The sequence below is a fragment of the Collinsella aerofaciens genome, from assembly GCF_028209625.1.
Classification (GTDB): domain Bacteria; phylum Actinomycetota; class Coriobacteriia; order Coriobacteriales; family Coriobacteriaceae; genus Collinsella; species Collinsella aerofaciens_AM.
Genome location: NZ_JAQLDU010000016.1, coordinates 25,552 through 47,708 on the forward strand (window position 1 = coordinate 25,552; position 22,157 = coordinate 47,708).

The 22,157-nt window shown below is 58.9% G+C and carries 15 protein-coding genes and 1 tRNA gene; 4 read left to right on the forward strand and 12 right to left on the reverse strand.

Features of this window, described 5'->3' with window-relative positions; genetic code table 11:
• Nucleotides 1–50 precede the first annotated feature (50 nt).
• The 4 genes from PMW70_RS08305 to PMW70_RS08320 all read right to left on the reverse strand — a co-directional run bounded on the left by PMW70_RS08305 (nucleotide 51) and on the right by PMW70_RS08320 (nucleotide 4,174).
• On the reverse strand, nucleotides 51–890 hold the full coding sequence (locus tag PMW70_RS08305) for a carbohydrate ABC transporter permease (RefSeq protein WP_118345985.1): 840 nt from the start codon (nucleotides 888–890) through the stop codon (nucleotides 51–53).
• Nucleotides 890–1,744, reverse strand: coding sequence for a carbohydrate ABC transporter permease (locus PMW70_RS08310; RefSeq protein WP_055252174.1), 855 nt, complete (start codon nucleotides 1,742–1,744; stop codon nucleotides 890–892). The genes PMW70_RS08305 and PMW70_RS08310 overlap by 1 nt, the downstream gene beginning before the upstream one ends.
• An 87-nt stretch (nucleotides 1,745–1,831) precedes the next feature.
• Nucleotides 1,832–3,148, reverse strand: coding sequence for an ABC transporter substrate-binding protein (locus PMW70_RS08315; RefSeq protein ID WP_055252173.1), 1,317 nt, complete (start codon nucleotides 3,146–3,148; stop codon nucleotides 1,832–1,834).
• A gap of 306 nt (nucleotides 3,149–3,454) precedes the next feature.
• Nucleotides 3,455–4,174 (reverse strand): GntR family transcriptional regulator, encoded by a 720-nt coding sequence (locus PMW70_RS08320; protein WP_055252172.1) that lies wholly within the window; start codon nucleotides 4,172–4,174, stop codon nucleotides 3,455–3,457.
• A 224-nt stretch (nucleotides 4,175–4,398) separates the two neighbouring features.
• On the opposite strand from PMW70_RS08320, the gene PMW70_RS08325 reads away from it, so the two are divergent.
• The 4 genes from PMW70_RS08325 to PMW70_RS08340 all read left to right on the forward strand — a co-directional run bounded on the left by PMW70_RS08325 (nucleotide 4,399) and on the right by PMW70_RS08340 (nucleotide 9,148).
• Nucleotides 4,399–6,849 (forward strand): PTS transporter subunit EIIC, encoded by a 2,451-nt coding sequence (locus PMW70_RS08325; RefSeq protein ID WP_117757958.1) that lies wholly within the window; start codon nucleotides 4,399–4,401, stop codon nucleotides 6,847–6,849.
• A gap of 127 nt (nucleotides 6,850–6,976) precedes the next feature.
• A complete protein-coding gene (locus PMW70_RS08330; RefSeq protein ID WP_089573618.1) occupies nucleotides 6,977–7,990 on the forward strand; it encodes a polyprenyl synthetase family protein in 1,014 nt (337 codons plus the stop codon).
• Nucleotides 7,991–8,129: 139 nt separating this feature from the next.
• Nucleotides 8,130–9,035 carry a peptidoglycan-binding domain-containing protein gene (locus tag PMW70_RS08335; RefSeq protein ID WP_271744565.1) on the forward strand — a complete coding sequence of 302 codons (906 nt, stop codon included), beginning with the start codon at nucleotides 8,130–8,132 and terminating at the stop codon, nucleotides 9,033–9,035.
• Nucleotides 9,036–9,073: 38 nt separating this feature from the next.
• Nucleotides 9,074–9,148: transfer RNA gene (locus PMW70_RS08340), tRNA-Gln, on the forward strand.
• 876 nt (nucleotides 9,149–10,024) lie between these two features.
• On the opposite strand, the gene PMW70_RS08345 is transcribed toward PMW70_RS08340, so the two are convergent.
• The 8 genes from PMW70_RS08345 to acpS form a co-directional block, all read right to left on the reverse strand.
• Entirely contained in the window at nucleotides 10,025–12,217 is a 2,193-nt protein-coding gene (locus PMW70_RS08345; protein ID WP_271744566.1) for a hypothetical protein, read from the reverse strand.
• Between the two features lie 183 nt (nucleotides 12,218–12,400).
• Nucleotides 12,401–14,290: a carbon starvation CstA family protein gene (locus tag PMW70_RS08350; protein WP_271744567.1), complete on the reverse strand. Its 1,890-nt coding sequence runs from the start codon at nucleotides 14,288–14,290 to the stop codon at nucleotides 12,401–12,403.
• Nucleotides 14,291–15,104: 814 nt separating this feature from the next.
• On the reverse strand, nucleotides 15,105–17,489 hold the full coding sequence (gene tsaD, locus PMW70_RS08355) for a tRNA (adenosine(37)-N6)-threonylcarbamoyltransferase complex transferase subunit TsaD (protein ID WP_271744568.1): 2,385 nt from the start codon (nucleotides 17,487–17,489) through the stop codon (nucleotides 15,105–15,107).
• Nucleotides 17,476–17,982 carry a tRNA (adenosine(37)-N6)-threonylcarbamoyltransferase complex ATPase subunit type 1 TsaE gene (tsaE, locus tag PMW70_RS08360; RefSeq protein WP_271744569.1) on the reverse strand — a complete coding sequence of 169 codons (507 nt, stop codon included), beginning with the start codon at nucleotides 17,980–17,982 and terminating at the stop codon, nucleotides 17,476–17,478. Before tsaE ends, tsaD begins: the two co-directional genes overlap by 14 nt.
• Before the next feature lie 12 nt (nucleotides 17,983–17,994).
• Nucleotides 17,995–18,615 (reverse strand): uracil-DNA glycosylase, encoded by a 621-nt coding sequence (locus PMW70_RS08365; RefSeq protein ID WP_117848849.1) that lies wholly within the window; start codon nucleotides 18,613–18,615, stop codon nucleotides 17,995–17,997.
• A gap of 8 nt (nucleotides 18,616–18,623) precedes the next feature.
• Nucleotides 18,624–19,769: an alanine racemase gene (gene alr / locus PMW70_RS08370; protein ID WP_117798368.1), complete on the reverse strand. Its 1,146-nt coding sequence runs from the start codon at nucleotides 19,767–19,769 to the stop codon at nucleotides 18,624–18,626.
• A 2-nt stretch (nucleotides 19,770–19,771) separates the two neighbouring features.
• Entirely contained in the window at nucleotides 19,772–21,388 is a 1,617-nt protein-coding gene (locus PMW70_RS08375; protein ID WP_082435564.1) for an NAD(P)H-hydrate dehydratase, read from the reverse strand.
• Entirely contained in the window at nucleotides 21,389–21,928 is a 540-nt protein-coding gene (gene acpS / locus PMW70_RS08380) for a holo-ACP synthase (RefSeq protein ID WP_055252164.1), read from the reverse strand.
• Nucleotides 21,929–22,157 lie beyond the last annotated feature (229 nt).

The window sequence follows — 22,157 nt, forward strand, 5'->3', positions numbered from 1 at the left end:
GCGGCGCCACGCCGAAGGGCGCCGCAGAAACTTGCAAAACAGCTACGGCATCAGCCCTTGACGGCACCTGCCACCACGCCGTCGATGATGTACTTCTGGCAGAAGATGTACATGATGACGATGGGGACAACGACCATCATGATGCAGGCCATCATGGGGCCGAGCTCGACGTGGCCATAGCCGCCACGGAAGTACTGGATCAAGATAGGAATGGTCTTGTACTTGGTGGAGTCGAGGGTGAGGTAGGGCAGCAGGTAGTCGTTCCAGACCCACATGGTCTCGAGGATGCCAACCGAAAGATAGGTGGGCTTCATGATGGGAAGGACAATCTTAAAGAACACCTGGACCGGGTTGCAGCCGTCGATCATGGCCGCCTCCTCAATCTCGAGCGGGATGTTCTTTACAAAGCCGGCGAACATAAAGACCGCCAGGCCCGCGCCAAAGCCCAGATAGATAAAGCAGATGTTGAACGGCGTGTTAAAGCCGATGCGGTCCGCCAAATTGGACAGCGTGAACATCAGCATCTGGAACGGCACGACCATCGAGAACACGAACAGGTAATAGAAGAAGTTCGAGATCTTGTTATTGACGCGCACCACGTACCAGGCGCACATGGAGCAGCACACCAAGATCAGCACGACCGACGTGACCGTGATGATGAGCGAATACATAAACGCCGAGGCAAAGCCCTGCTCGTTTAAGGCGTGCACATAGTTTGCAAAGCCGTTGAACGTCTCGGGCGTGAGCAGATCGAACGCCGTGGTGGTGCTGATTGCGGTCCCCTTCTTAAAGGAATTGAGCGCAATCATGAACACGGGGTAGATCCACGCGAGCGACAGAATCGTAAAGAAAATCGAGAGCGCGCGGTTGATAGCCTTATCGCGTTTCATTACTGCTGCACCTCCTTGGACCTCGTGGCCTTAAGCTGGATCATGGAAATAGCGACAACCAGGATGCAGAAGATGACTGCCTTGGCCTGGCCAATGCCCTGCCATGCGATGCCGGCGCGCGAATAGAACGTGTTGTAGATGTTCAGGGCGAGCATCTCGGTGGAGTGCGCGGGGGCGCCACCGGTAAGAGCGAGGTTCTGGTCGAACAGCTTAAAGCCGTTTGTGATGGACAGGAACAGGCAGATGGTGATCGTCGGCATCAGGTTGGGAATCTTAACCTTCCAAAACGTCTGCCATGCCGTGGCACCGTCAACCTTGGCGGCCTCGATGTAGTCGGACGGAATGGACTGCAGACCAGCGATGTAGATGATCATCATGTAGCCGACCTGTTGCCACAGGGTCAGGATGATAAGGCCCCAGAAGCCAGCGGCGGAGTTGAGGGCGATAAGCTGGGCACCCACGTTGGAGAGCAGGCAGTTGATCAGAATCTGCCAAATGTAACCCAGTACAATGCCGCCAATCAGGTTAGGCATAAAGAAAATCGTACGGAAGATGTTGGTGCCCTTGAGCGCCTTGCGAGTGAGCGCCTGCGCAATGGCCAGCGCGATCACGTTGATGAGCACCGTCGACAGGAAGGCAAACGCCACGGTAAAGAAGAACGACGTGGAGAACTGCGGATCGGACAGCGCGCGCACGTAGTTCTCGATACCGACAAAGTGCGCGTTATTGATGGTAATAAACTGGCAGAACGAGAGATAGAAACCCTGGATAAAGGGAATCACGAACCCGATCATAAACGCCAGGCACGTGGGCAGCATAAAGAGCGGCCACCAGCGCTTGAGTGCTTTGCCCATAGAAGGGTCCTTTCAATATGCAGGGGGCGGGCAAACCTACGTCTGCCCGCCCCCTGTCGCTAATCAGATAGCTTGGGCAGCAACTGCTTACTCGGAAGCAGCCTTCTCGGTCTTCCAGCCATCGACGAAGGCGTTCTTGACGCCGTCCCACTTGGTGTTGTCGGCAGCATAAGCGATGAGAGCCTGCTTGAGGTTCTTCTTCCACTCCTCGGAGGGGATGTAAACGAAGTCCCAAGCGACGGTCTTCTTGCCGTCCTTGGCCATAGCAACGGCCTGCTGAGAGAAGACGTTGGTGGTCTCCTTAGCGCTCTTGAACGGGGCGGTCAGACCCATCTTGTCAGCGATGATGCTGGTGGCGGTGTCAGAAGTGACGCACCAATACATGAAGTCCTCGGTGGCCTTCTGGGCATCCTCGGAAGCCTGGGAGCTGACGCACCAGTAGTTCTCGCCGCCGGAGCACAGGCCCTGGTTCTCCTCGCCGTCGACGCCGATGTAGATCGGCAGCATGCCGAGCTGGTCGTCGGTCATACCGGCCTTGGTGAGGTCGGCGTAGGCCCAAGAGCCGTTCTGATAGAAGACGGCCTTGCCGGTTGCGAACTCGTTGGTGGCGTCGTCACCGGTCTTGGAGGCGAGCTGCGAAGGATCGCAGGTGGAGTCGGTGATGTACAGGTCGAAGATCTGCTTAAAGTTGTCGAGATACTCGCCCTTGATCTCGTCGTCCTCCTGATTGTGCTCCTTCTCGAACTCGTAGTAGAGCGGGAGGTTGGCGAGGTGCGTGGTGTAGCGCCAGCTGGAGGAGTCATCCATACCGGCGGAAGTGAAGGCACCGTCAACGCCGAGCTCGTCCTTGCGGGCCTGGATGTCATCGGCGCAAGCCTTCAGCTTGTCGAAGGAGTTGATGTCCTCGGCCTTGTAGCCGGCCTTCTCGAGGAGCTCCTTGTTGTAAATGATGCCGTAGCTCTCCTGAACCCAGTCGATACCCAGATCCTTGCCGTCGGACTGCAGCGCCAGGGAGTCGTCGATGAGCTCGCCGCGGAGCTTGGTGTCGGAAAGATCGGCGCAGTAGTCCTTCCAGTTCTTAAGGCCGGTGGGGCCGTTGACCTGGAACAGCGTCGGAGCGGAGCTCTTGGACATCTCGGACTTGAGCTTCTCCTCGTAGGTGTTGGAGGCGGCGGTCACGATCTTGACCTCGACGCCCTTCTCCTTCTTGTACGCCTTGGCGATCTCCTTCCACTCCTTGTCGACCTCGGGCTTGAACTGGAGGAAGTAGACCTCGGCAGCGTCACCAGAAGCAGAGGAGCCAGAGCCGGCAGAACCACCGCAGCCCACGAGGCCCAGACCAAGAACCGCAGCCGCGGAACCAGCAAAGCCCAGGAACTGCCTTCTGCTCATTTCGTTCTTCATTACAATCCACCCTTTCACACCGTGGCGGCACCCTTTGCCGCCGCCTTCGGAGATTGGCTCGGGGACTTTGCCCCTTTTGCTGACTTGTACAATACGCCATTTGGCTAGTTGTTTGAACAAGTATTACTAGAGCGGTAGAAAAACTTCGGTGAACGGTAATTTCGACTTGATACTTGACAAGTTTTGTATAAACAATTATTTGTTATCGAATGCAGAGAAAACGCCCGGTCAAGCCGATGCATCGTCGGTTTGACCGGGCGTTTTCGCTTTGAGGGCATGAGTCTCGTCAGGCTGCGAGCTAGCCGGCTATCGCTTGGAATTGACGCGGTAATGGAAGATCTCGGGGTGTGTACGGGCATGCGTGACCTCGAACAAGATGCCGTCCGAGGTGTACGACTGGCTCTCCATAACGGCGACGCAGTTGTACTTGCCGAGGTCCAGATAGCTGCAGTCTTCATCGTTGGCGAGCTCGACACTCACCGTACGACGGCTCGCCATCACTTTGACGCCGCGCTTGTGCTCCAGATAGCCGTAGATAGAATCCGCCGCGATCTCGGGGGTCAGGCCCTTGGCGATCGACGCCAAAAAGTAGCCATGGTCCACTTGGCGCGCGCTGCCGTTGAGGCTTCGGACACGCACTACGCGAATCAGCTCCTCGCCCACCTTAAAGCCCAGGCGACGTGAGAGTTGCTCAGTGCAAATCAAATGTTCAAAAGACTTGACCTCGGTCGATGCGACGGCATTGTTGCGTTTTGCGAACTCGCCAAACGACTCAACCTCTTCGAGTGCGCCCAGCATGTCGGTTTCGCCCTTAAGCCAAATAACGCGCACGCCCTTACCGTGTATAGGCTGCACAAACATCTGGTCGGCCAGCATGCTCAAGGCGCGTCGAACGGTATTGCGCGTGCAGCCAAACTCCGCGGTCAGCTCGGCTTCGGTTGGCAGCATCTCCTGAAACGCATAGGTCCCGTTGATGATGCGCGAACGGATCTCGCGGTAGATTCCTTCGTAAATCGCTTTTGGCATGATTTCACCTCTAATGAATATGTATGGCTAGGCACGATAGCATTTCTTAAAGTTGTTTAAACCGATTATCGGTAAAGCACGGATTATTTACCGTCGACGGTTCCCCCGAAACCCAAATCGGACCGAATCAAAACCGTCAATGCGGCAAGCAGCCAGTCCTCTACAATGAGTTCATTGTTTAAACGTTCTTGCTCGCACAGCATGTTGCATCCGAAAGGCATATTATGCTGCAGAAAATCCAACGTTTTGGCGGAGCCATGTTCGCGCCCGCCATGCTGTTTTCTATATCAGGCCTCATGGTCGGCATCTCCGCCCTCGCAACGACCGTGGATATCGTCGGCGACCTCGCCGTATACGGAACCCCCTGGTACGTTTTCTGGACTATCATTCAGCGCGGCTCGTGGACGGTCTTTAAGCGCCTTCCACTCCTTTTTGCCGTAGCGCTGCCTATCGGCCTTGCCCAAAAGCAACCGGCACGCTGCTGCCTCGAGGCGCTCGTAGCCTATTTTGCCTACTGTTTCTTTTTGAGCGAGATCATTAAGCTGAGCGGAGACAACCTTGGGCTTAAGTACCCGTCGTTTTTGACCTCCGCTAGCGGCATCACCGTCATCGACGGCATCAAGACGCTCGACACCGGCATTATCGGCCCGCTGGCGGTGTCGGCAACCGTCGTCGCGATCCATGACCGCTTCTACGATGCCAAGGTTCCCGATTGGCTCGGCACCTTCTCGGGTTCCTCGCTGGTCTACCTCATCAGCTTTTTTGCCGTGTTTGCCCTTGCCGCCATCTCGGCCGCCATCGTGCCTTTCGCATACGCTGTGACCGAAACGCTGCGCCACGCACTTGCGGGCGTCGGCCCCTTCGGCGTGGGCATCTTTGTGTTTTTGGAGCGAGCGCTCGAGCCCATGGGGCTGCACCATCTGCTCTATATGCCCATCTATTACGACAATCTGGTCATTCACGACGGTATTTACGCCACGTGGACCAACCTGCTCCCCATTCTCTCCCATAGCACGCGCCCTTTAAATGAACTTGCGCCCTGGGCAGGTTTTACCGCCACCGGCTGGGGCAAGCTCTTTGGCCTTCCCGCCATCGCGGCAGCATTCTATTTCACCGCCAAACCCGAACGCCGCGCCGGCCTTAAGGTCATCCTTTTGCCCGCCATCGTCGCCTCGGTGGTCTGCGGCGTCACCGAGCCGCTCGAGTTTCTCTTTATGTTCACCTATCCCGGACTCTTTTTGCTCTACGCCGTCCTGTCCTCCTGCCTTGCCATGACCATGAACTTCTTTGGCATCGTCGGCATCTTCTCGGGCGGTCTCATGGAAATGACGGCCTTCAACTTCATCCCACTCATGCGAATGCATGCCGGCTCCTACCTTTTGGCGCTCGGTATCGGTCTGATGTTTAGCGCTGTCTTTTTTCTGGTCTTCCGGGGCCTCATTCTGGCTTTCGACCTAAAAACCCCAGGCCGCGAGGATCATATCGCCAGCGATGCGGCGCTCGCACGTCTGACGGGAAAAAGCTCTGCCAAAGAAGGCGCGGCCCAAAACGGCACCGACAACCAATCATCCCAAGATCATCTGCTTGCTGAGCAAGTCGTTGCGCTCTTGGGTGGCGTTAGCAATATTGTAGGAGCGACCAATTGCGCCACGCGTCTGCGCGTTGAGGTCGCAGAACCTTCCGTTGTCGCAGACAACGCAGCCTTCGTCGCGGCGGGCGCCAAGGGCCTCATCATTACGGGCAAGACCGCCCAGGTGATTATTGGCATCTCCGTTCCCCGCGTTAAAGAGCATTTTGACCAGATCATGGGCCTCGAGCCGGGATTTGTGCCCACCACCTCGGCCTCCCCTGCCGCCAGCGCAGCCCATAAGCGCGGCGATATCTGCTTCTTCGATATCGACGGAACACTCGCCTGGCAAGACCCTCGAGTGGCACAAGAGCTTCCCGAGAGCGAGCGAGACCTCTCCCCCTATCCCAATGAAGCGGTCTCGCAAGCCATCCGTGATTTTGTCGCCAAGGGCAATATGGCGTTTATCTGCACAGGGCGCACGCTGAGCTGCATCCATCCAAAGCTGCTCGAGCTGCCCTGGACCGGCATCGTCTGCCTCGCGGGTGGCTATGTCGAACTTGAGGGACACGTGATTCGCGATTTGGCGATGACGCCCGGCATGCTGCAGCGCCTTGCTCCCATTCTTGAGCAATCGGACGAAGTGATTCGTTTTGAGGGACTCAATGGCGTCGTTCGCATGAGTGCCGATGCGCCCGACGCCCCGGGATACGCCCGCACCGTGGGCGATGCAATTACGCAGCTGCAACATTACAGCGCCTACAAGATCTTAATGTCCACGTCGCTTGCCAACCGCATCGCTCAGGATCAAGCGTTTGAGCCGCTGCTCTGCTTTAACGAGCTCGAGCTCGAAGTGACCGAGATTTCGCCTCGCGAATGCACCAAGCGCGAGGGTATCCAGTCCGTACTCGACGCCCTCGATCCCCACCACGGAACCGTATACGGCATCGGCGACGCCAGCAATGACGTCTCGCTGATGAACGCCGTCGACGTTGGCATCGCCATGGGCAACGCGCCGGACTTCCTCAAGGAAAAGGCCGACTATGTCACCGACAGCATCGACCACGACGGCGTCGTCACCGCGCTCGAACACTTTGGGCTTATCTAGCCAAGCCCCTACCGCACTTGCGGCCGCATGGACCAATCGTCTTCAACCGCCGCGCTCGACGCCCTAATGTGGCAATATGTTGTCTGCATAATGCAACGATGCAACCTATCAAAGAATGCGAGAACCCGTGTCCAGTCCGTTTACCAGCTTTTTAGCCCAGCACTTTGACCAGATTAACGACTATCTGGCCACGTTCTTTGACGGACAGGCGACTTCCGCCGATATCGAGCGCTACCTGTATACCCCGCTCTCGGCATTTACGGCAAACGCTGGCAAGCGCCACCGCCCGCTCATCTGCATGCTCGCCGCCACTGCGGTAGGCGGCAGCTTTGAGAGCGCCCGCAGCGCCGCGGCGGCCATCGAGCACTTTCAGTCGGGCGCACTCATCCACGACGACATCGCCGACAACGGGCAGATTCGTCGCGGCAAGCCCTGCATGCACCTTACCGAGGGCACCGGTCTTGCCATCAACTGCGGTGACCTGGCGCTCACCATGGTCACCAAGACGGTTCTCGACGACCCCACACTCAACGCAGACGTGAAGCTTCGCGTGCTCCACGAGCTTACCGAGATGATCGTCCGTACCATCGAGGGCCAGGCGCTCGACCTGGGCTGGGTCCGCGACGGGCGCTTTGACATTTCGGTCGACGATTATCTGGACATGGCGACGCACAAGACCGCGTACTACAGCGGAGCGACGCCGCTTGCCGCCGGAGCCATTATCGGCGGCGGCAGCGAAGAGCAGATTGAGGCACTGCGCGCCTTTGGGCTGCACACGGGCCTTGCCTTCCAGATTCAAGACGACCTGCTCAACTTGATCGGCACCAAGGAGGCCGCCAACAAGGACTTCCGCACCGATATCACCGAGGGCAAGCGCACCCTCGTTGCCGTGCATGCCCTGTCAGACGAGCGCTATCACGACGAGATCGAGGCAATCCTTTCCTCGGGCACCGAGGACCCTGCGCAGCTCGCACGCGCCGTGGAGATCTTCCAGGAGACCGGCTCCATCGATTACGCCCACACCTATGCGCTCGACCTGACCGCTAAGGCCAAGGCCGCTATCGAAGGCGTCGAGCTCGACCCGCATGCGCGCGAGCTCTTCCTCTCAATGGCAGATTTCTTTGTGGAGCGTCTTAACTAGCGGGGGTCATAAAACCTGTGGGCAGCGAGTTTGGGTACAAGTTGCTACACTATTGAGTGCATGTTTATAAATTGTCTCGCGTTGTCTATCCGACACACGCTCAAAATAGTACGAATGGTACGCCGAAAGGGGTTCGTTCATGGAACCTATTACCACGGGCATGCAGGGAGCAGCCGTCGAGGACGTCCAGTCCCGCCTTCTGCAGCTCGGTTACACCATCGATGCCGACGAGGTCGCCGACAAGCGCTTTGGCACCACCACCGAGCAGGCCGTCAGCACCTTCAGGCTCGACAGCGGCCTTGCTGCCGGTCATGCCGTCGATATCCCCTGTTGGAGCGCCCTGGTCGACGCCTCGTATAAGCTGGGCGACCGCACCCTGTATCTGCGCATGCCCAATTTCCATGGCGCCGATGTGCAGGCCCTGCAGCGCGCTCTCAACGTTTTGGGCTTTGCCTGTGGCGAAGACGACGGCTACTTTGGTCCGCATACCGAGGCCGCCCTGCAGCAGTTCCAGGAAAATGTCGGCCTGTTTGCCGACGGCATGGCCTTCCAGGACACCTACGCCTACATCAACCGCCTGCACCATGTGTGGGAGGGCAAGCCCTCGGTCACCGAAGCCGAGTCCCGCATCGGTTTTGCTCGCGCCGCCAACGTGCTCGAGCGCTTCCAGATCGCCGTTATCGGTGAGGACTCCATCGCACGCAGCGTTGCTTCGCGCATGTGGAACATCGCCACGGCAACGACCGACAACAGCGGCATGATGCTCTGCGACTCCGAGGTCCCAACCGACGTTGACCTGGTGCTCGAGATCGCAAGCGACGAGCTGCCCGCCGACGCCGCGCCACGCGCCACGATTGCCCTCGCCGAGTGCCACAACCTGGCCCAGCGCATCCGCACCGCCAATGTCGCCGCGCAGCAGAAGCCGGCTCGCATTCGCATTGAGCTCACGGGCATGACGCGCTACAACGGCACCTTCACGGCCAGCGACGCGCAGACGCTCGCCGTACGCCTACTCGACGGCGTTTGCGATGCCCTCGCAGATTAGGTAAACTAGACGAGTTGCTTTTGGGCAACACCACACATTGGGACGTAGTTCAACGGTAGAACTCCGGTTTTTGGTGCCGGCTGTTGGGGGTTCGAATCCCTCCGTCCCAGCCATTAAAACTGAGCGCCCTAAGCCCATAACGGCCCAGGGCGCTTTCTTGTGGGCAAGCGGAGGAATTCGAACCCGCAAGGGTGCGGAGCTGAGGAAACGCGAAGCGTTTTCCAGCGCAGCACGCAAGGAGCGAAGCGACGCAGCGGGGCGCGGCCGCCGACCAGGCGGACGCGGAATCCCTCCGTCCCACACCAGCCAAGAGCCCCTCACGTCAAGCAAATCGAGCCAACGCCGCCAAGCGGAGGGATTCGAACCCGCAAGGGTGCGGAGCGATGCAGCGGGGCGCGGCCGCCGCAGGCAGACGCGGTGTCGGCACTTGGGGACGCTCCTAAGTGCCGGCATTATAGGAACGTCCCCAAGTGCCGGCTCGGGACTATTTTCGAGGACCCTCCGAAGGATTGTGGCCAAAAAACGGCAAATATGAGTACTGTTACCGTTGTAGCTACATTATTTTCGTTAATAAAAGAAGATCTTAATGAGATTTATTCGCATCAAGGTCTTCCTTTAATGAACACTTGAGGAGATACGGCAGCTTATCTGCTCGATCGACACGTCAAATCACCTTAAATGTGGTCAAAATTACTGCTACTAAAAGAGTATCAGTACTCATATTTGATGTTTTTTGGCCACGGCTCTTTATAGACACCCTGCACAGCGACGGTGGTAGATTTCGGAACGTGTCCGTCAGCCCCGTTCCGAAAAGCGAGCCGCATGCAACGGCCAAGCCACGACAGGCCCCGGGAGAGCGGGGACACCGGCTTAGGTTTATCGCGAGTTCCGCACGAACAGGAGGCCACTTAATGTGGCCTCCGTCGTGAGCAGGATTGTAGAGCAGGAAACCTAAGCCGGTGTCCCCGCTCTCCCGGGGCCGGCGGAATTTAGTTGTTAAGCATGCGGTCGAAGCTTCCCGAGTCGCCATCCCGATAGTCGGCGGTCATCAGAATCTCCTGCGGAATGCGCCCGCCCTCGCGCAGCACATTGCGGAACTGCACGCGCGTGACCATGGGCAGATCCTTGATCGTCGCCGCCAAGTTCTGCGGCACGCCCTGGTTGGCAGCCGCGGGCTCGCACTCGCCGCCGGCCTTCACGCGACGCTTATGCTCGGCGAGCATGGCGCGGTACATGCCGGCATGCAGGCGAATCTCAACCACATTGGCATTGCGAGCCTGCTCGACGATGCGCGCGCCCTCGCGGTCGATATCGCCCACGTAGTAGACGTAGTTAAAGCGATAGCCGATCTCAGCCAGATAATCGTCCAGGGCATGCGAGACGCTCGCCTTGCATCCGCCGCCAAAAATCACGCCGCCCACCTTGATGCCAAAGAGCTTGGCGTGCTTGCGGCCACGCAGCAGCCTGACGATCTCGTCATAGGTGTCCAGGTTCTCGACCATAATGAACGGCTTATCGGCGCCCAGCGTAAAGAAACCCGTAAAGTGCACGGGGCGGTTGGGGGCGACCTTGATCGCCTGCATGCTGATGCCCTTTTCGGTCATGCGCCTTATCAGGCGCTCACCGTGCTTGCCGTCAAAAGCCTTCTCGTCGTTAAAAATCTGGTAGGCACGCTGGCGGCGCGAGGCAACCGGCGTATCGGCACCTCGGTTTTGCTCGATCCAAGCCTGGATGATTACGATTTCCTCGGCAATCTTGCGGTTGGACATCTCGTTGTGCTGAGTGCGCTGCGGAGCCTTTTTGCCGTCCTTGCCCTCGACCTTTACGATCTGTGTCTGCTGCTCCTTGATCTTAGAGAGCGCCGTAGGCGTAGGGACAACTTTGAGCAGCTGCCTGCCTAAAACGCGGGCAAGGGCAAACGCCGATACCTCGCCGTGGACGGCCGACTCGGGCTGCTGGGCAGCAGCATCTGCTGCGGCAGACTCCGGCTTCTTCTGAGACCTGCGCTTAGAATCGCCTTGGGAATTGCGCTCGCGCTTCGGCATAGACGCCTGCTTCTGCGGACGATCGGACTTGCTCTCCTTCGCCGGCTGGCGCTTAGGCTGCCCCGAAGAAACCTCGGCCTTCGCATCCTCGTCCTGCGGCGTGGTCTTCTCGGCTGCAGTCTCGGCATGGGAACTGCGACCCCCGCGATGGCGACGGCGGCGAGGCCTGCTCGACGCGCCCTGCTCCGTCTGCCCATCAGTAGGCTGCTCGCCCTTGGCCTCGGCAGCAACCTCAAGCTGCGGCTCAACAGGCTTCTGCTCGCGAGCCGCCGGCTCAACGGTTTTCTCGGTTTGTTCGGCCTTCTCGGCCTGAGCGGTCGGAGCCGGCTCGCCCTTCTCCTGACGCCTTACGGGATACGCGCGCCTCGCAAAACCACGCCCGGGACGGCATGAACCCGGAGCCTTCTTGGCAGACTCCTCAACATCGTCTGCAGCCTCGGAAGGCTCTTCAACCTCATGCGCGACATCCTGCTGCGCAGCCTTAAAGTGGGCACCACGGCGACGCTGGAGCTCCTGGGCCTCCACGGGCTTTTGCTCCTTCGCGGGCCTCTGCGACTCGGCAGCAACCTCGTTCTCAACAGCCTCGGCATCCGTCTCACCCTTTTGAGCAACGGCACGACGGAAGCGCTCCTGCTGGGCGCGGCGCTGCGCATCGCGCTTGCCACCCCCGCCAAAACCGCCGCGTCCTGCCTTGGCCGTAAAGGCACGCACGACGTTCTCATCGAGCAACTCATCGGTATCGACATGCTCACGCGGAGCAGCTTCTTCCACAGCAGGCACGTCAGCGGAATCCTCGACGACAAAATCTTCGACGGACTCGGCAGGCTGCTCCTGGGCATCGCGGATCTCGACATTGATGGTATAGAACGCCGGGCGCCCGTTAATGCCGCTGCCCTCGATCTTGGTCACGATATTTGCCGCGATAAGCTCATCGCGCATCGCCTTGGTGTCGCATTCCTTATCGACGGAGCGGAAAATCTGCGCCAGCGCGCTCGACTTAATCTTGAGCGCCTTGCGGCAGAGCAGGTCGTAAGCAACCAGCTTGGCGCGCTCGGCAGAAAGCGACGTCTGGCTGCTCAGACGCTCAGCCAGAGCATCGACATTGTTTTGATTATCGGAATATACCGTCTTGGCCACGGGGCCCCTTTCATATGCACACATATACGTCCTTATGGTACAACGCACGAGCCTATCCACGCAAAACATCTGCGAGAACGCCCTTGCACCACCTGTTCTCACAAGAAAAAAGACCGGGTCCGCTTGATTGCGGACCCGGTCTTTCCGAGTCAAATAGATGGGAGATTCAACCCGTCCGACCGACTAGGCCTTGGCGGCCTCGGCGTCGGCAGGAGCTTCAGCGGCAGTGGCGCGACCGTACTCGGCCTTGCCCATCTCGGACCACTCGGGCTCCTCGTCGGGCATGGAGCCGGCCTCCTTGCCGAAGAACTCCTTGAGGCAGTTGACGGCGACGATGAGGCCCAGGACCATCAGCAGGACGGCGAAAACGAGCTGCAAGCCCTTGGTGGCGGCGACGGAGACGGCGGCCGTGGTGGCGGTAGCCGGGATGGTGCCGAAGAAGCCGTAAGCCTGGACAGCGGTCATGCAGCCCATGGCGCTCTGGACCAGCGAGGTGAAGGTGCAGCAGAGCAGGAAGGCGACGGGCACGTAGAGCATCCAGCCCTTGCGGCCGGTGCACTTGCAGAACACGGCGAGGGTGATCATGGTCATGCCGCCGAGCAGCTGGTTGGAAGCACCAAAGAGCGGCCAGATGTTGGCATAGCCGCCAAAGGCGAGGGCGAGACCGGGAAGCAGGGTGACGACCGTGGCGAACCAGGGGTTGCCGAGAACCTTCATGTAGCCGGCCTTGGACTCGATGGCCAGGGCGTCGTTGGTCTGGGCAAAGAACTCGGAGAACGAGGTGCGGGCGATGCGGGCGACGGCATCGAGCGAGGTCAGGGCCAGAGCGGAGACGTTCATGGTCATGAAGACGGTAGCGAGCGTGCCGTCAACACCGAAGGCCTGCATACCGCGGGAGATACCAGCAGCGAAGATCTGGAACGGGGTGGAAGCGACGCCAGCGTTGAGGGCGCCGGTACCGGCGGTGTTCATGTCGGAGAACATGATGCCGGCGACGATGATGGCAAGGATGCCGACGAAGGACTCGACGATCATGGCGCCATAACCGACCTTGACGGCGTCCTGCTCCTTCTCGACCTGCTTGGAGGAGGTACCAGAAGAAACGAGGCTGTGGAAGCCGGAGAGGGCACCGCAGGCAACGGAAACAAACAGGACCGGGAACATCATGCCAGAAGCGCTGGAGAAGCCGGTAAAGGCCGGAGCGGTGATGGTGGCCTGGCCGTTAACACCCAGGACGACGATACCGAGGACAGCGCAGGCGATCATGACGATCATCATGATGGAAGTGAGGTAGTCGCGAGGGGTCTTGAGCATCTGGATGGGCATGGCGCCAGCAAAGACCAGGTAGACCATGACAACGGCGAACCACTGGAACTTGTCCAGGTAGACCGGGAACTGCATGCCGACGGCGAACATGAGGACCATGAGGACCACGCCGGTGACAAACTCGGCAGCACCGGTGAGGTTGAACTTCTTCTGGGCCCAACCAAAGGCGATAGCGACGAAGGTGAACAGGATGGAGATGGTACCAGCGCAGCCGGCGGCATAGGACTTGGCGAAGTCGACGGCACCGGTGGCGGCGCCAGAAGCGTCAACGGCCGGGGTGAACATGAACGTCTTGCAGACCATATCGGTGAAAGCGGCGATGACGATGATGCAGAACAGCCAGCAGAACAGCAAGAACAGGCGACGGCCGGTCTTGCCGATGTACTTCTCGATGAGCTGAGCCAGGGACTTGCCGTTGTTCTTCATCGAAGCGTACAGGGCACCAAAGTCGTGGACGGCGCCAAAAAAGATGCCGCCGACGAGAACCCAAAGCACAACGGGCAGCCAGCCAAAGGCCATGGCGACGATCGTACCCGTGACAGGGCCGGCACCGCAGATCGAGCTAAACTGGTGCGAAAACGCGGTGAAGGCAGAGACAGGCGAGAAGCTCTTGCCGTCCTTCATGCGTTTGGCCGGCGTGAGGGCCTCTTTGTCAACACCCCACTTGTTGGCCAGCCAGCGGCCATAGCCCAGATAGCCGCAGGCGAGCACCGCCGCGGTCACAACCATGAGCAAAACTCCGTTCATGTCATTTCCTCCTCTAAAAAGAACTTCTCAGACATAAAAAATGAGGGCCGTCGGTTGCGCTCGACGACCCTCATCTTCATCAGCCGCCCATTATCGTACGGGCTAGCTGTATGTGCTAACCCGCATCAGATAATTACTACGCTGATAATGTTTAGCTGATGCGTGAACATGTCTAAAAAAACCTCTTCAATCATGATGCGAACGATCCGTGCGTGTTCACATCCCCCAGTGGTTGAAAAAGGAGTATGAAACTTTAGTTACCTAAAGTCAACGCAAATTTGTAATGAATTTTCAACTATTTTTGAATTTCTCGGTATAAAACGCCATTGACCTCGGACTTTACCCAACAAAAGTTTTTGCATGAGAGATGCCCCTCGGGAGCGGGCGGGCGTATACAAGGTTTCCTGCTCTACAGTCCTGCTCGCACGGAGAGCACATTAAGTGCTCTCCGGCTCGTGCGGAACTCGCGATAAACCTTGTATACGCCCGCCCGCTCCCGAGGGGCTCCCATCCCAAATGCGGAGCAAAGCTCCGCATGCCATCTTTTCTTTCAGCTAAAGCACGCCGGAAATTCGACGCTGGCTTGTTAACCTTGCTGGACGTTGTCGACGCCGATCCAGCTCAGAAGCTATATCGATACAGAAAGGTCCCCGGCGCTGCCCGGGCGCCAACGGCCGCATATGAACTTTATCGCGAGTTCCGCACGAACAGGAGGCCACTTAATGTGGCCTCCGTCGTGAGCAGGACTGTAGAGCAGGAAAGTTCATATGCGGCCGTTGGCGCCCGGGCAGCGCCGGGGATCGCACCTTTGCGACTACAGCGTCATGTTCGGATCGGCATCGACGTCGAACGGCGAGATTTCACCTCGGTCGAATTTACGGCGGGCGACCTCCGCGATCATGGCAGCGTTATCGGTGCAGGCAGACAAGGGCGGCACCGTCACGCGGATCCCCTGACGCCCGAGCTTCTTGATCATCATCTCGCGCAGATGCGGATTGGCCGAGACACCACCGCCGATGCAATACTCCTTGCACCCGGTGGCGTGCAGGGCGTTTTTGGCCTTCTTGTACTGCACGTCAAAGACCGCCGCCTCAAACGAGGCCGCTAGGTCGGGCAGGTGAATCGTGCGCCCGGCCTTGGTCTCCTGCTCGATGTAGAGCGTCACCGCCGTCTTGAGGCCCGAAAGCGAGAAGCGATAGTCTCCCCTGCTGTTAAGCGCGCGAGGAAAATCGATCGCGCGGGGATTACCCGTCTCGGCCAGCTTGGAGATGATGGGGCCACCGGGATAGCCCAGACCCAGTGCCTTTGCCACCTTGTCGAAGGCCTCGCCCACAGCATCGTCGAGTGTCTCACCAAGTACCTCGTAGTCACCCCATGCCTTCACGTGCACGAGCATGGTGTGCCCGCCCGAGACAAGCGTGAAGATGAACGGCGGCTTGAGGTCGGGCTGCGCCAGCAAGTTGGCAAACAGGTGCCCCTCCAGATGGTTGACGCATACGAGCGGCTTACCGGCAGCGTAGGCAAAGCCTTTGGCAAAGGCAACGCCCACCACGAGGGCGCCCACCAGGCCCGGACCCTGTGTCACGCCCACGGCGGCAAGCTCACTTGGTGCAATGGCTCCGCCCGTAAGGCCCAGCGATGCTGCGGCATCCTCGAGCGCCGCATCCACGACACTCACAATCACCTCAACGTGTTTGCGCGAGGCGATCTCGGGCACCACGCCGCCAAAGCGGGCGTGAAAATCAATCTGTGTCGACACCTGGTTGGCCAGCATATTGCCATCCGCATCGATAATCGCCACGGCCGTCTCGTCGCAGGAGCTCTCGATAGCGAGCACTAGGCGGCGGCGCTCAATTTCGGCACGCTCCCCCTCGGAGCGCCTAGGCGCAGGCAGCGGCCATACGCGCTGCTCGGCTGCCGTCGGCTCGGGCGAGGCATTGTCGACCGGAAGCACCAGGGGCAGCGGAGCCGTCATGACGATGGCGTCCTTGCCGGCACCATAATAGCCGCGGCGACGGCCAGCCTCGGTAAAGCCCAGAGCGTTATAAAGCGCGGTCGCTCCCTCGTTACCGTCCTCGACCTCGAGCGAAGCCGTGGTGCAGCCGAGCATCTGGGCATCATAGCTCACATGCGACAGCAGCTTGCGGGCAATGCCCTCACGGCGATGTGCCGGGTCGACGGCGACATCCAGAATCTGCACATCACCGTCCACGACCATACCGCCGGCAAGGCCCAGCAGCTTGCCGTCGTCGTGTGCCACCCACCAACTACGCGGCGCAGCGACGTCCTCGCCCAGTTCGGACAGGAACATGCCCGGCGTCCACGCCTCGTGTCCGGCACCTTCAAAGCAAGTAGCCTCCAGTGCGCTCGCGCCCTCGGCATCCGCCGCGCCCATGGGACGGAACTGCAGATGACGACCGGCGAGCTCATCGGCAACACCCGTAATTTCGCTCTGCGCACTCTCGGCAAGACCAAGACGCTTGCGCTCGTTTTCCTCGGCATCCGAAAGGCGCGTGTAAATCGGCAGGACGCGGGCCGGATCGCCGTCGCCCGCAGCGTGCGCGAGCAGCAAGCCCTCGCCCGAAGGCCACCACAGGTCGCGCTCCACGCAGCGGGCGGTCTCGTCCTCACCCAGCAGCTTGCCATAGCGCACAAGACCGTCACCGGTCAGCTGAACCTGGTCCCAGTCCGCTGCTTGGCGCCACTCATCGAGCGCCACGGCGGCCTTGACCACGTGCTCGCGCTCAAATTGACGCTCGGGACCCTCATCGACCAGCATATACAGCGCCGGATATACCTCACCGCGCATAGCATCGGCCAAGATACCAAGCTTGCCGCGCACGCCAGCCTTCCACGCCGTCCAAGCGCAAGCATCGAGCGTCGACACGCCCAGCAGCGGAACATTGGCACCACGCGCGAGGCCCTTGGCAGTGGAGATGCCGATGCGCACACCCGTAAAGGACCCCGGGCCGCGGCCGACCACATAGCAACCAACATCGCTGCGATCCAGACCGGCTTGAGCCAGCACGCCATCAACGGTATTCACGAGCTCAACGTTGGCGTGACGGCGACACATGTGGTCGCCACTCACGAGCTTCGTCTCGCCCGTCTGCCCATCAATCCAGCTTGCCGCGCAGGCAAGCATGTCGGTCGAGGTATCGAGCGCCACCACCAGCGCGTTGTCGTTATGCAAGCTCATCTTGTACAGCCTTATCAATCAAATGGGAAAGCTCCATTGCGCGGTCACCGTGCGCCTCAAGCGTTATCGTTCGCACATCGCTGTCGCCCCCATCACGCTTGAGCGTCACCGAAAGATACTCATCCGTCAGCTCGTCCTGGAATTGTTCGCCCCATTCCAGCAGGCAAGCACCCTCATAGCCCAGCACATCGAAAATGCCCGTATCCTCGAGCTCGTAGGCATGCTCCAGGCGGTATAAATCAAAGTGAAACAGCGGAATACGACCTTGATCGTGAACGGCCATGAGCGCAAACGTAGGGCTCGTAACCATATGCCCATCGCCCAACCCGCGCGAGACGCCCTTGGTAAAGTGAGTTTTGCCCACTCCCAGGCCACCGGTCAGGATGAGCACATCGCCGTCCTCAAGGCACGGTGCAATTAGCTCGCCAAAGTACTCTGTATCGGCAGCGCAAGTCGTTTTGTAAGTACCTACCCCCAGGCGCTCCAGGGACATACATGCTCCTTATTATTCCGAGGCGTCCTCTGGTGCGGGATGTCGCCCCAGATAGTCGCCCAGCATCTTAAAGTCTTCCTCCAGCAGCTCCTGCCACGCTGGATTGCGTAGCGCTGCTGCCGGATGGAAAGTGGGCATCACCACAAAGTGCCCCATCTGATGGAACCTGCCGCGCAGCTTGGTAATGCCGATCTCGGTCTTGAGCACAAAGTGCGTTGCGGGGTTGCCGAGCGTCACGATGATATCGGGCCAGATGCTTCGAATCTGCTCGCGCAAAAACGGTGAGCAAGCCAGCACTTCCTCGGGACGCGGATTGCGGTTTCCCGGCGGGCGGCACTTAAGCACGTTGGCAATGTAGACGTCTTCGCGTTTGAGCCCCGCCAGCGACAAAATGCCGTTGAGGTCCTCGCCTGCCGCCCCCACAAAGGGCTCGCCCTGCAAATCCTCATTGCGGCCCGGCGCCTCGCCAATAAACATCACGCGAGCGTGGGGGTTTCCCACGCCAAACACGATGTTATGGCGCGACTGGTAAAGCTGGCAAAGGTGACAATCGCCCAGAACGGCCTCGATCTCCTCGAGTGCGACCTCACGCGGCGCCTGATGGCTATGGCCGGGGATGTGCATGACGCCCATAGCGACTCCTACACGTAGACCTTGTCGAGACGCATACCAAAGCCGCAAGCGACCTCGTAGTTAATCGTGCCGCGTAGGCGCGCCATCTCGTCCATGGTAATCTCGGCATCTCCATCGCGGCCGACAATGATCATCTCGTCACCATACTCGGCCTCGGGAATCTCATGCGCCGGGTTGGACTGAATGGCGACCATAAACTGGTCCATGCAGATATTGCCCACCTGACGCACACGCTCGCCGCGATACAGCACGTCCATACGATTGGAAAGCGTACGCGAAAGGCCATCGGCATAACCGATCGGAAGGGTGCAGATCTGAACGCGCGTGCGCGGTACGCGATAGGTAAAGCCGTAGCCCACGCCCTCGCCCATCGCAGGATGCGCCACGCGCGTCACACGCGCGTGGACGCTCATGACGGGATCAAGCTGCATCACGCGACCACTCAGCTCACATGGCTGCAGACCATACAAACCGATGCCGGCACGAATCATGTCAAAGTGCATTGAAGAATCGAGCATCGAGGATGGCGTATTGGCACAATGCACGATACCGCATTCAAAACCTGCGTCCTTAATGGCCTGAACGGCCTCGGTAAAACGCTGGCACTGCAGCTTGTAGTCCCAACCCGAAGGTTCATCGGCCGTGGCAAAGTGCGTAAATACGCCGTCGCACTGAATACCGCGATGGAAGCTGATGCCGCGGACAAAGTCGAGCACCTGTGTGTAGTGAACGCCGATACGATTCATGCCCGTCTCGATGGCAAGATGGTACTTGCCCACCTTGCCCGCCGCGACGGCGCATTCGCCATACGCGAGAGCAAAATCGGACGTATAGACCGAGGGCATGATATCGAACTCGAGCAATGCAGGAATAGCCTCGATAGGCGGCTCGCTTAGAATCAGGATGGGCTTAGTAATTCCGCCCTGACGGAGCCCAACGCCCTCGTTGACCGTCGCCACGGCAAACATGTCGGCACCAGCCGAATACATGATCTTAGCGCACTCAACAGCTCCATGACCATAAGCATCGGCCTTGACCACGCAGCACAGGCGCTGACGCGGATTCAACAAGTTCTTATAGGCTCTCGTGTTGCGACGGAGCGCCCCGCGGTCGATCTCGACCCAGGACCAGCGCGTCAAATCGGCTTTATTCATGATTAGTCATCCGACCCTTCGTCCATGATTCCCAGATCTTCGAGCGCATCCTTTGCCGCCAGCTCCATGGCAGGACCGATCAAGTCGATAAGATCGGTCGCGATAACGCTCTTCTCACCATACTCCGTCGCCGCGGCAAAACCGGCGTAGCTGTGAAGTGCGACGGCGTACGAATACAGCAGCTCCCAACGATCCATCTCGTCGCGCATGGTGGCAAGCGTGCCGGCCAAAATACCCGCGAGAACATCACCAGAACCGGCAGTTGCCAGAGAAGCCGGACCCGAGAGTGGCAGCAGCACGCGCTCAACGCCACAGATAGCCGTCGTCGGCCCCTTGGCTATGACCACCAGATTGTCGGAGCCTGCAGCCCAGACAACCTTCTGCGCAGCTGCAATCGCGGTACCAAGGTCGTTCACCTCGTCACCGGCAACCAAACGCGAAAGCTCACGATAGTGCGGCGTCATAACCAACGGCTGCTCACGACGATACATCTCGGGGTTACTATCAATACCGTCAATGGCAATCTTAGCAAGGCAGTTGAGTGCATCGGCGTCCAAAATTAGCGGTACATCAAGCTCGAGCAAGCCCGAAACCACCTGCATAGCGCCAGCAGACGTCGTCATACCGGGACCGCACAGTACGCAGCTGTACTTCTTTGCGATCTCGCACACCGTCATGCGCGCAGCGGCGCCAAAGGAGCCGCGGGAATCAGACGGAATAGCAAAGACGGGAATCGAAGGAAGTGCCATGCGAATAAGATTGGCGCAGGCATCAGGAGCCGCGACCGCCACGTAACCAGCACCCGCGCGAGCTGCAGACTTGGCCGCCATAATGGCAGCACCAGGATATTGCGCCGATCCGGCGACAATAAGCACAGAGCCACGGGAATACTTATCGATATTCGATGGTAGCGGAGCAAAGTAATCAACTAAGTCACCGGGCTCGACAATCTCGGCGGCGTGGTCAACATCATCGATGACTTCGTCAAGACGGTCGTAAAGATTGCCGCAGATCAAATCGCCAGCATACTCAGGGCCATCAGCGCTATACAGACCAATCTTGGGCGCAATCATCGTCACCGTGCGCTCGGCACGAATGCAGTCGTCATCAACAACGCCCGTCTCGGCATTCAGGCCCGAGGGGACATCAATGGATACGACACAATCGGCGCATTCATTGACCGTAGGAATCCAAATGGAGAACGGCGCACGCAGATTCCCGTGGAAACCGGTACCAAAAATGGCATCGACAACAACATCCGCCTTATCGATCAAAACCTCGAGTTCGTCACGCGAGGGACCGACGCAAACGTGCACATCGCGGCCGGCAGTTCGACGAGCAACATGACGTGCCAAAGCAGCAGGAATCTCATCCGGCTCAACCGGAGAAACGATATCCACGTCCACACCCTTGTGGCTCAGGATATCGGCGGCAACCCAACCGTCGCCGCCATTATTACCAAAACCGACCAGAACGAGAACCCGATCGGGATTGAGCTTCAAGACCTCGTTGGCGGCAAACTCACCCGCTAACTCCATAAGCTCGGCCTTCGAAGTCCCTTCGCGTTCGATGATATCCTCGAGACGAACGACTTCTTCGGTACTCAAAACCGGTTTCATCTATGCTCCTAGCGTATCTTGCGAAGCATCGCCCAAGTGCTCCGTCAATGCTGAATTCTGCAGCTGCTCAAGCTCATCTAAAACAGAGCGAGCCTCTTTAAATGTCTGCGCAACGCGTTTCTTGTTGCTCACCTTTTCTTCCTTGGGCTTAGGTCGAGCATCCTCGGTGATTGCAATGGCATTAGCGACAGCCAAGTCACCCGTAAGGGTAATAGAAAGAGCGACCTCGACAACACCCAAATCCTGGGCGATTTCGAGAGCACGACCAGAAAGCAGAGCCTTCGGTTTGCCGAGTTTATCACGCGTTACCGAAACATCCTTGCGACCCACGCCTTGACTAAAACCCGTGCCAAGAGCTTTAAGCACCGCCTCACGCGAAGCAAAGCGGCTCGCATAGTGAGCAGCGGGACGCGATGATGCATCACAATACGCACGCTCTTCTTCGGTAAACACACGCCGAGCAAACGACGGCGTCTTTTCAAGAATTGATTTCATACGGGAAATCTCGACGATATCAACGCCGATACCAGCTTCAGCCATGTTCACCTCCATATCGCACAGACTAAGTTATTGTAGCCCGTTCACAGAAGATGCGACAAACGAGGGTTATAAAACACAGCTACTATGTGAGACAAAAGCCCGTAAACGCAAAAAAGGGGGAGGCCGCGAGGCCTCCCCCTTTTCCATTCCATTGACGGCTCGGTGCCGTCCACCGGTCAGCGGCGCCCTGGCCTCCCACGGGCTGGCCCCGCAGTACTCTCGGCGCGAT

Coding starts and splice junctions, on each gene's coding strand:
- PMW70_RS08305 (WP_118345985.1), bottom strand. CDS start 890: ATGAAACGCGATAAGGCTATCAACCGCGCGCTCTCGATTTTCTTTACG.
- PMW70_RS08310 (WP_055252174.1), bottom strand. CDS start 1,744: ATGGGCAAAGCACTCAAGCGCTGGTGGCCGCTCTTTATGCTGCCCACG.
- PMW70_RS08315 (WP_055252173.1), bottom strand. CDS start 3,148: ATGAAGAACGAAATGAGCAGAAGGCAGTTCCTGGGCTTTGCTGGTTCC.
- PMW70_RS08320 (WP_055252172.1), bottom strand. CDS start 4,174: ATGCCAAAAGCGATTTACGAAGGAATCTACCGCGAGATCCGTTCGCGC.
- PMW70_RS08325 (WP_117757958.1), top strand. CDS start 4,399: ATGCTGCAGAAAATCCAACGTTTTGGCGGAGCCATGTTCGCGCCCGCC.
- PMW70_RS08335 (WP_271744565.1), top strand. CDS start 8,130: ATGGAACCTATTACCACGGGCATGCAGGGAGCAGCCGTCGAGGACGTC.
- PMW70_RS08350 (WP_271744567.1), bottom strand. CDS start 14,290: ATGAACGGAGTTTTGCTCATGGTTGTGACCGCGGCGGTGCTCGCCTGC.
- tsaD (WP_271744568.1), bottom strand. CDS start 17,489: ATGAGCTTGCATAACGACAACGCGCTGGTGGTGGCGCTCGATACCTCG.
- tsaE (WP_271744569.1), bottom strand. CDS start 17,982: ATGTCCCTGGAGCGCCTGGGGGTAGGTACTTACAAAACGACTTGCGCT.
- PMW70_RS08365 (WP_117848849.1), bottom strand. CDS start 18,615: ATGGGCGTCATGCACATCCCCGGCCATAGCCATCAGGCGCCGCGTGAG.
- alr (WP_117798368.1), bottom strand. CDS start 19,769: ATGAATAAAGCCGATTTGACGCGCTGGTCCTGGGTCGAGATCGACCGC.
- PMW70_RS08375 (WP_082435564.1), bottom strand. CDS start 21,388: ATGAAACCGGTTTTGAGTACCGAAGAAGTCGTTCGTCTCGAGGATATC.
- acpS (WP_055252164.1), bottom strand. CDS start 21,928: ATGGCTGAAGCTGGTATCGGCGTTGATATCGTCGAGATTTCCCGTATG.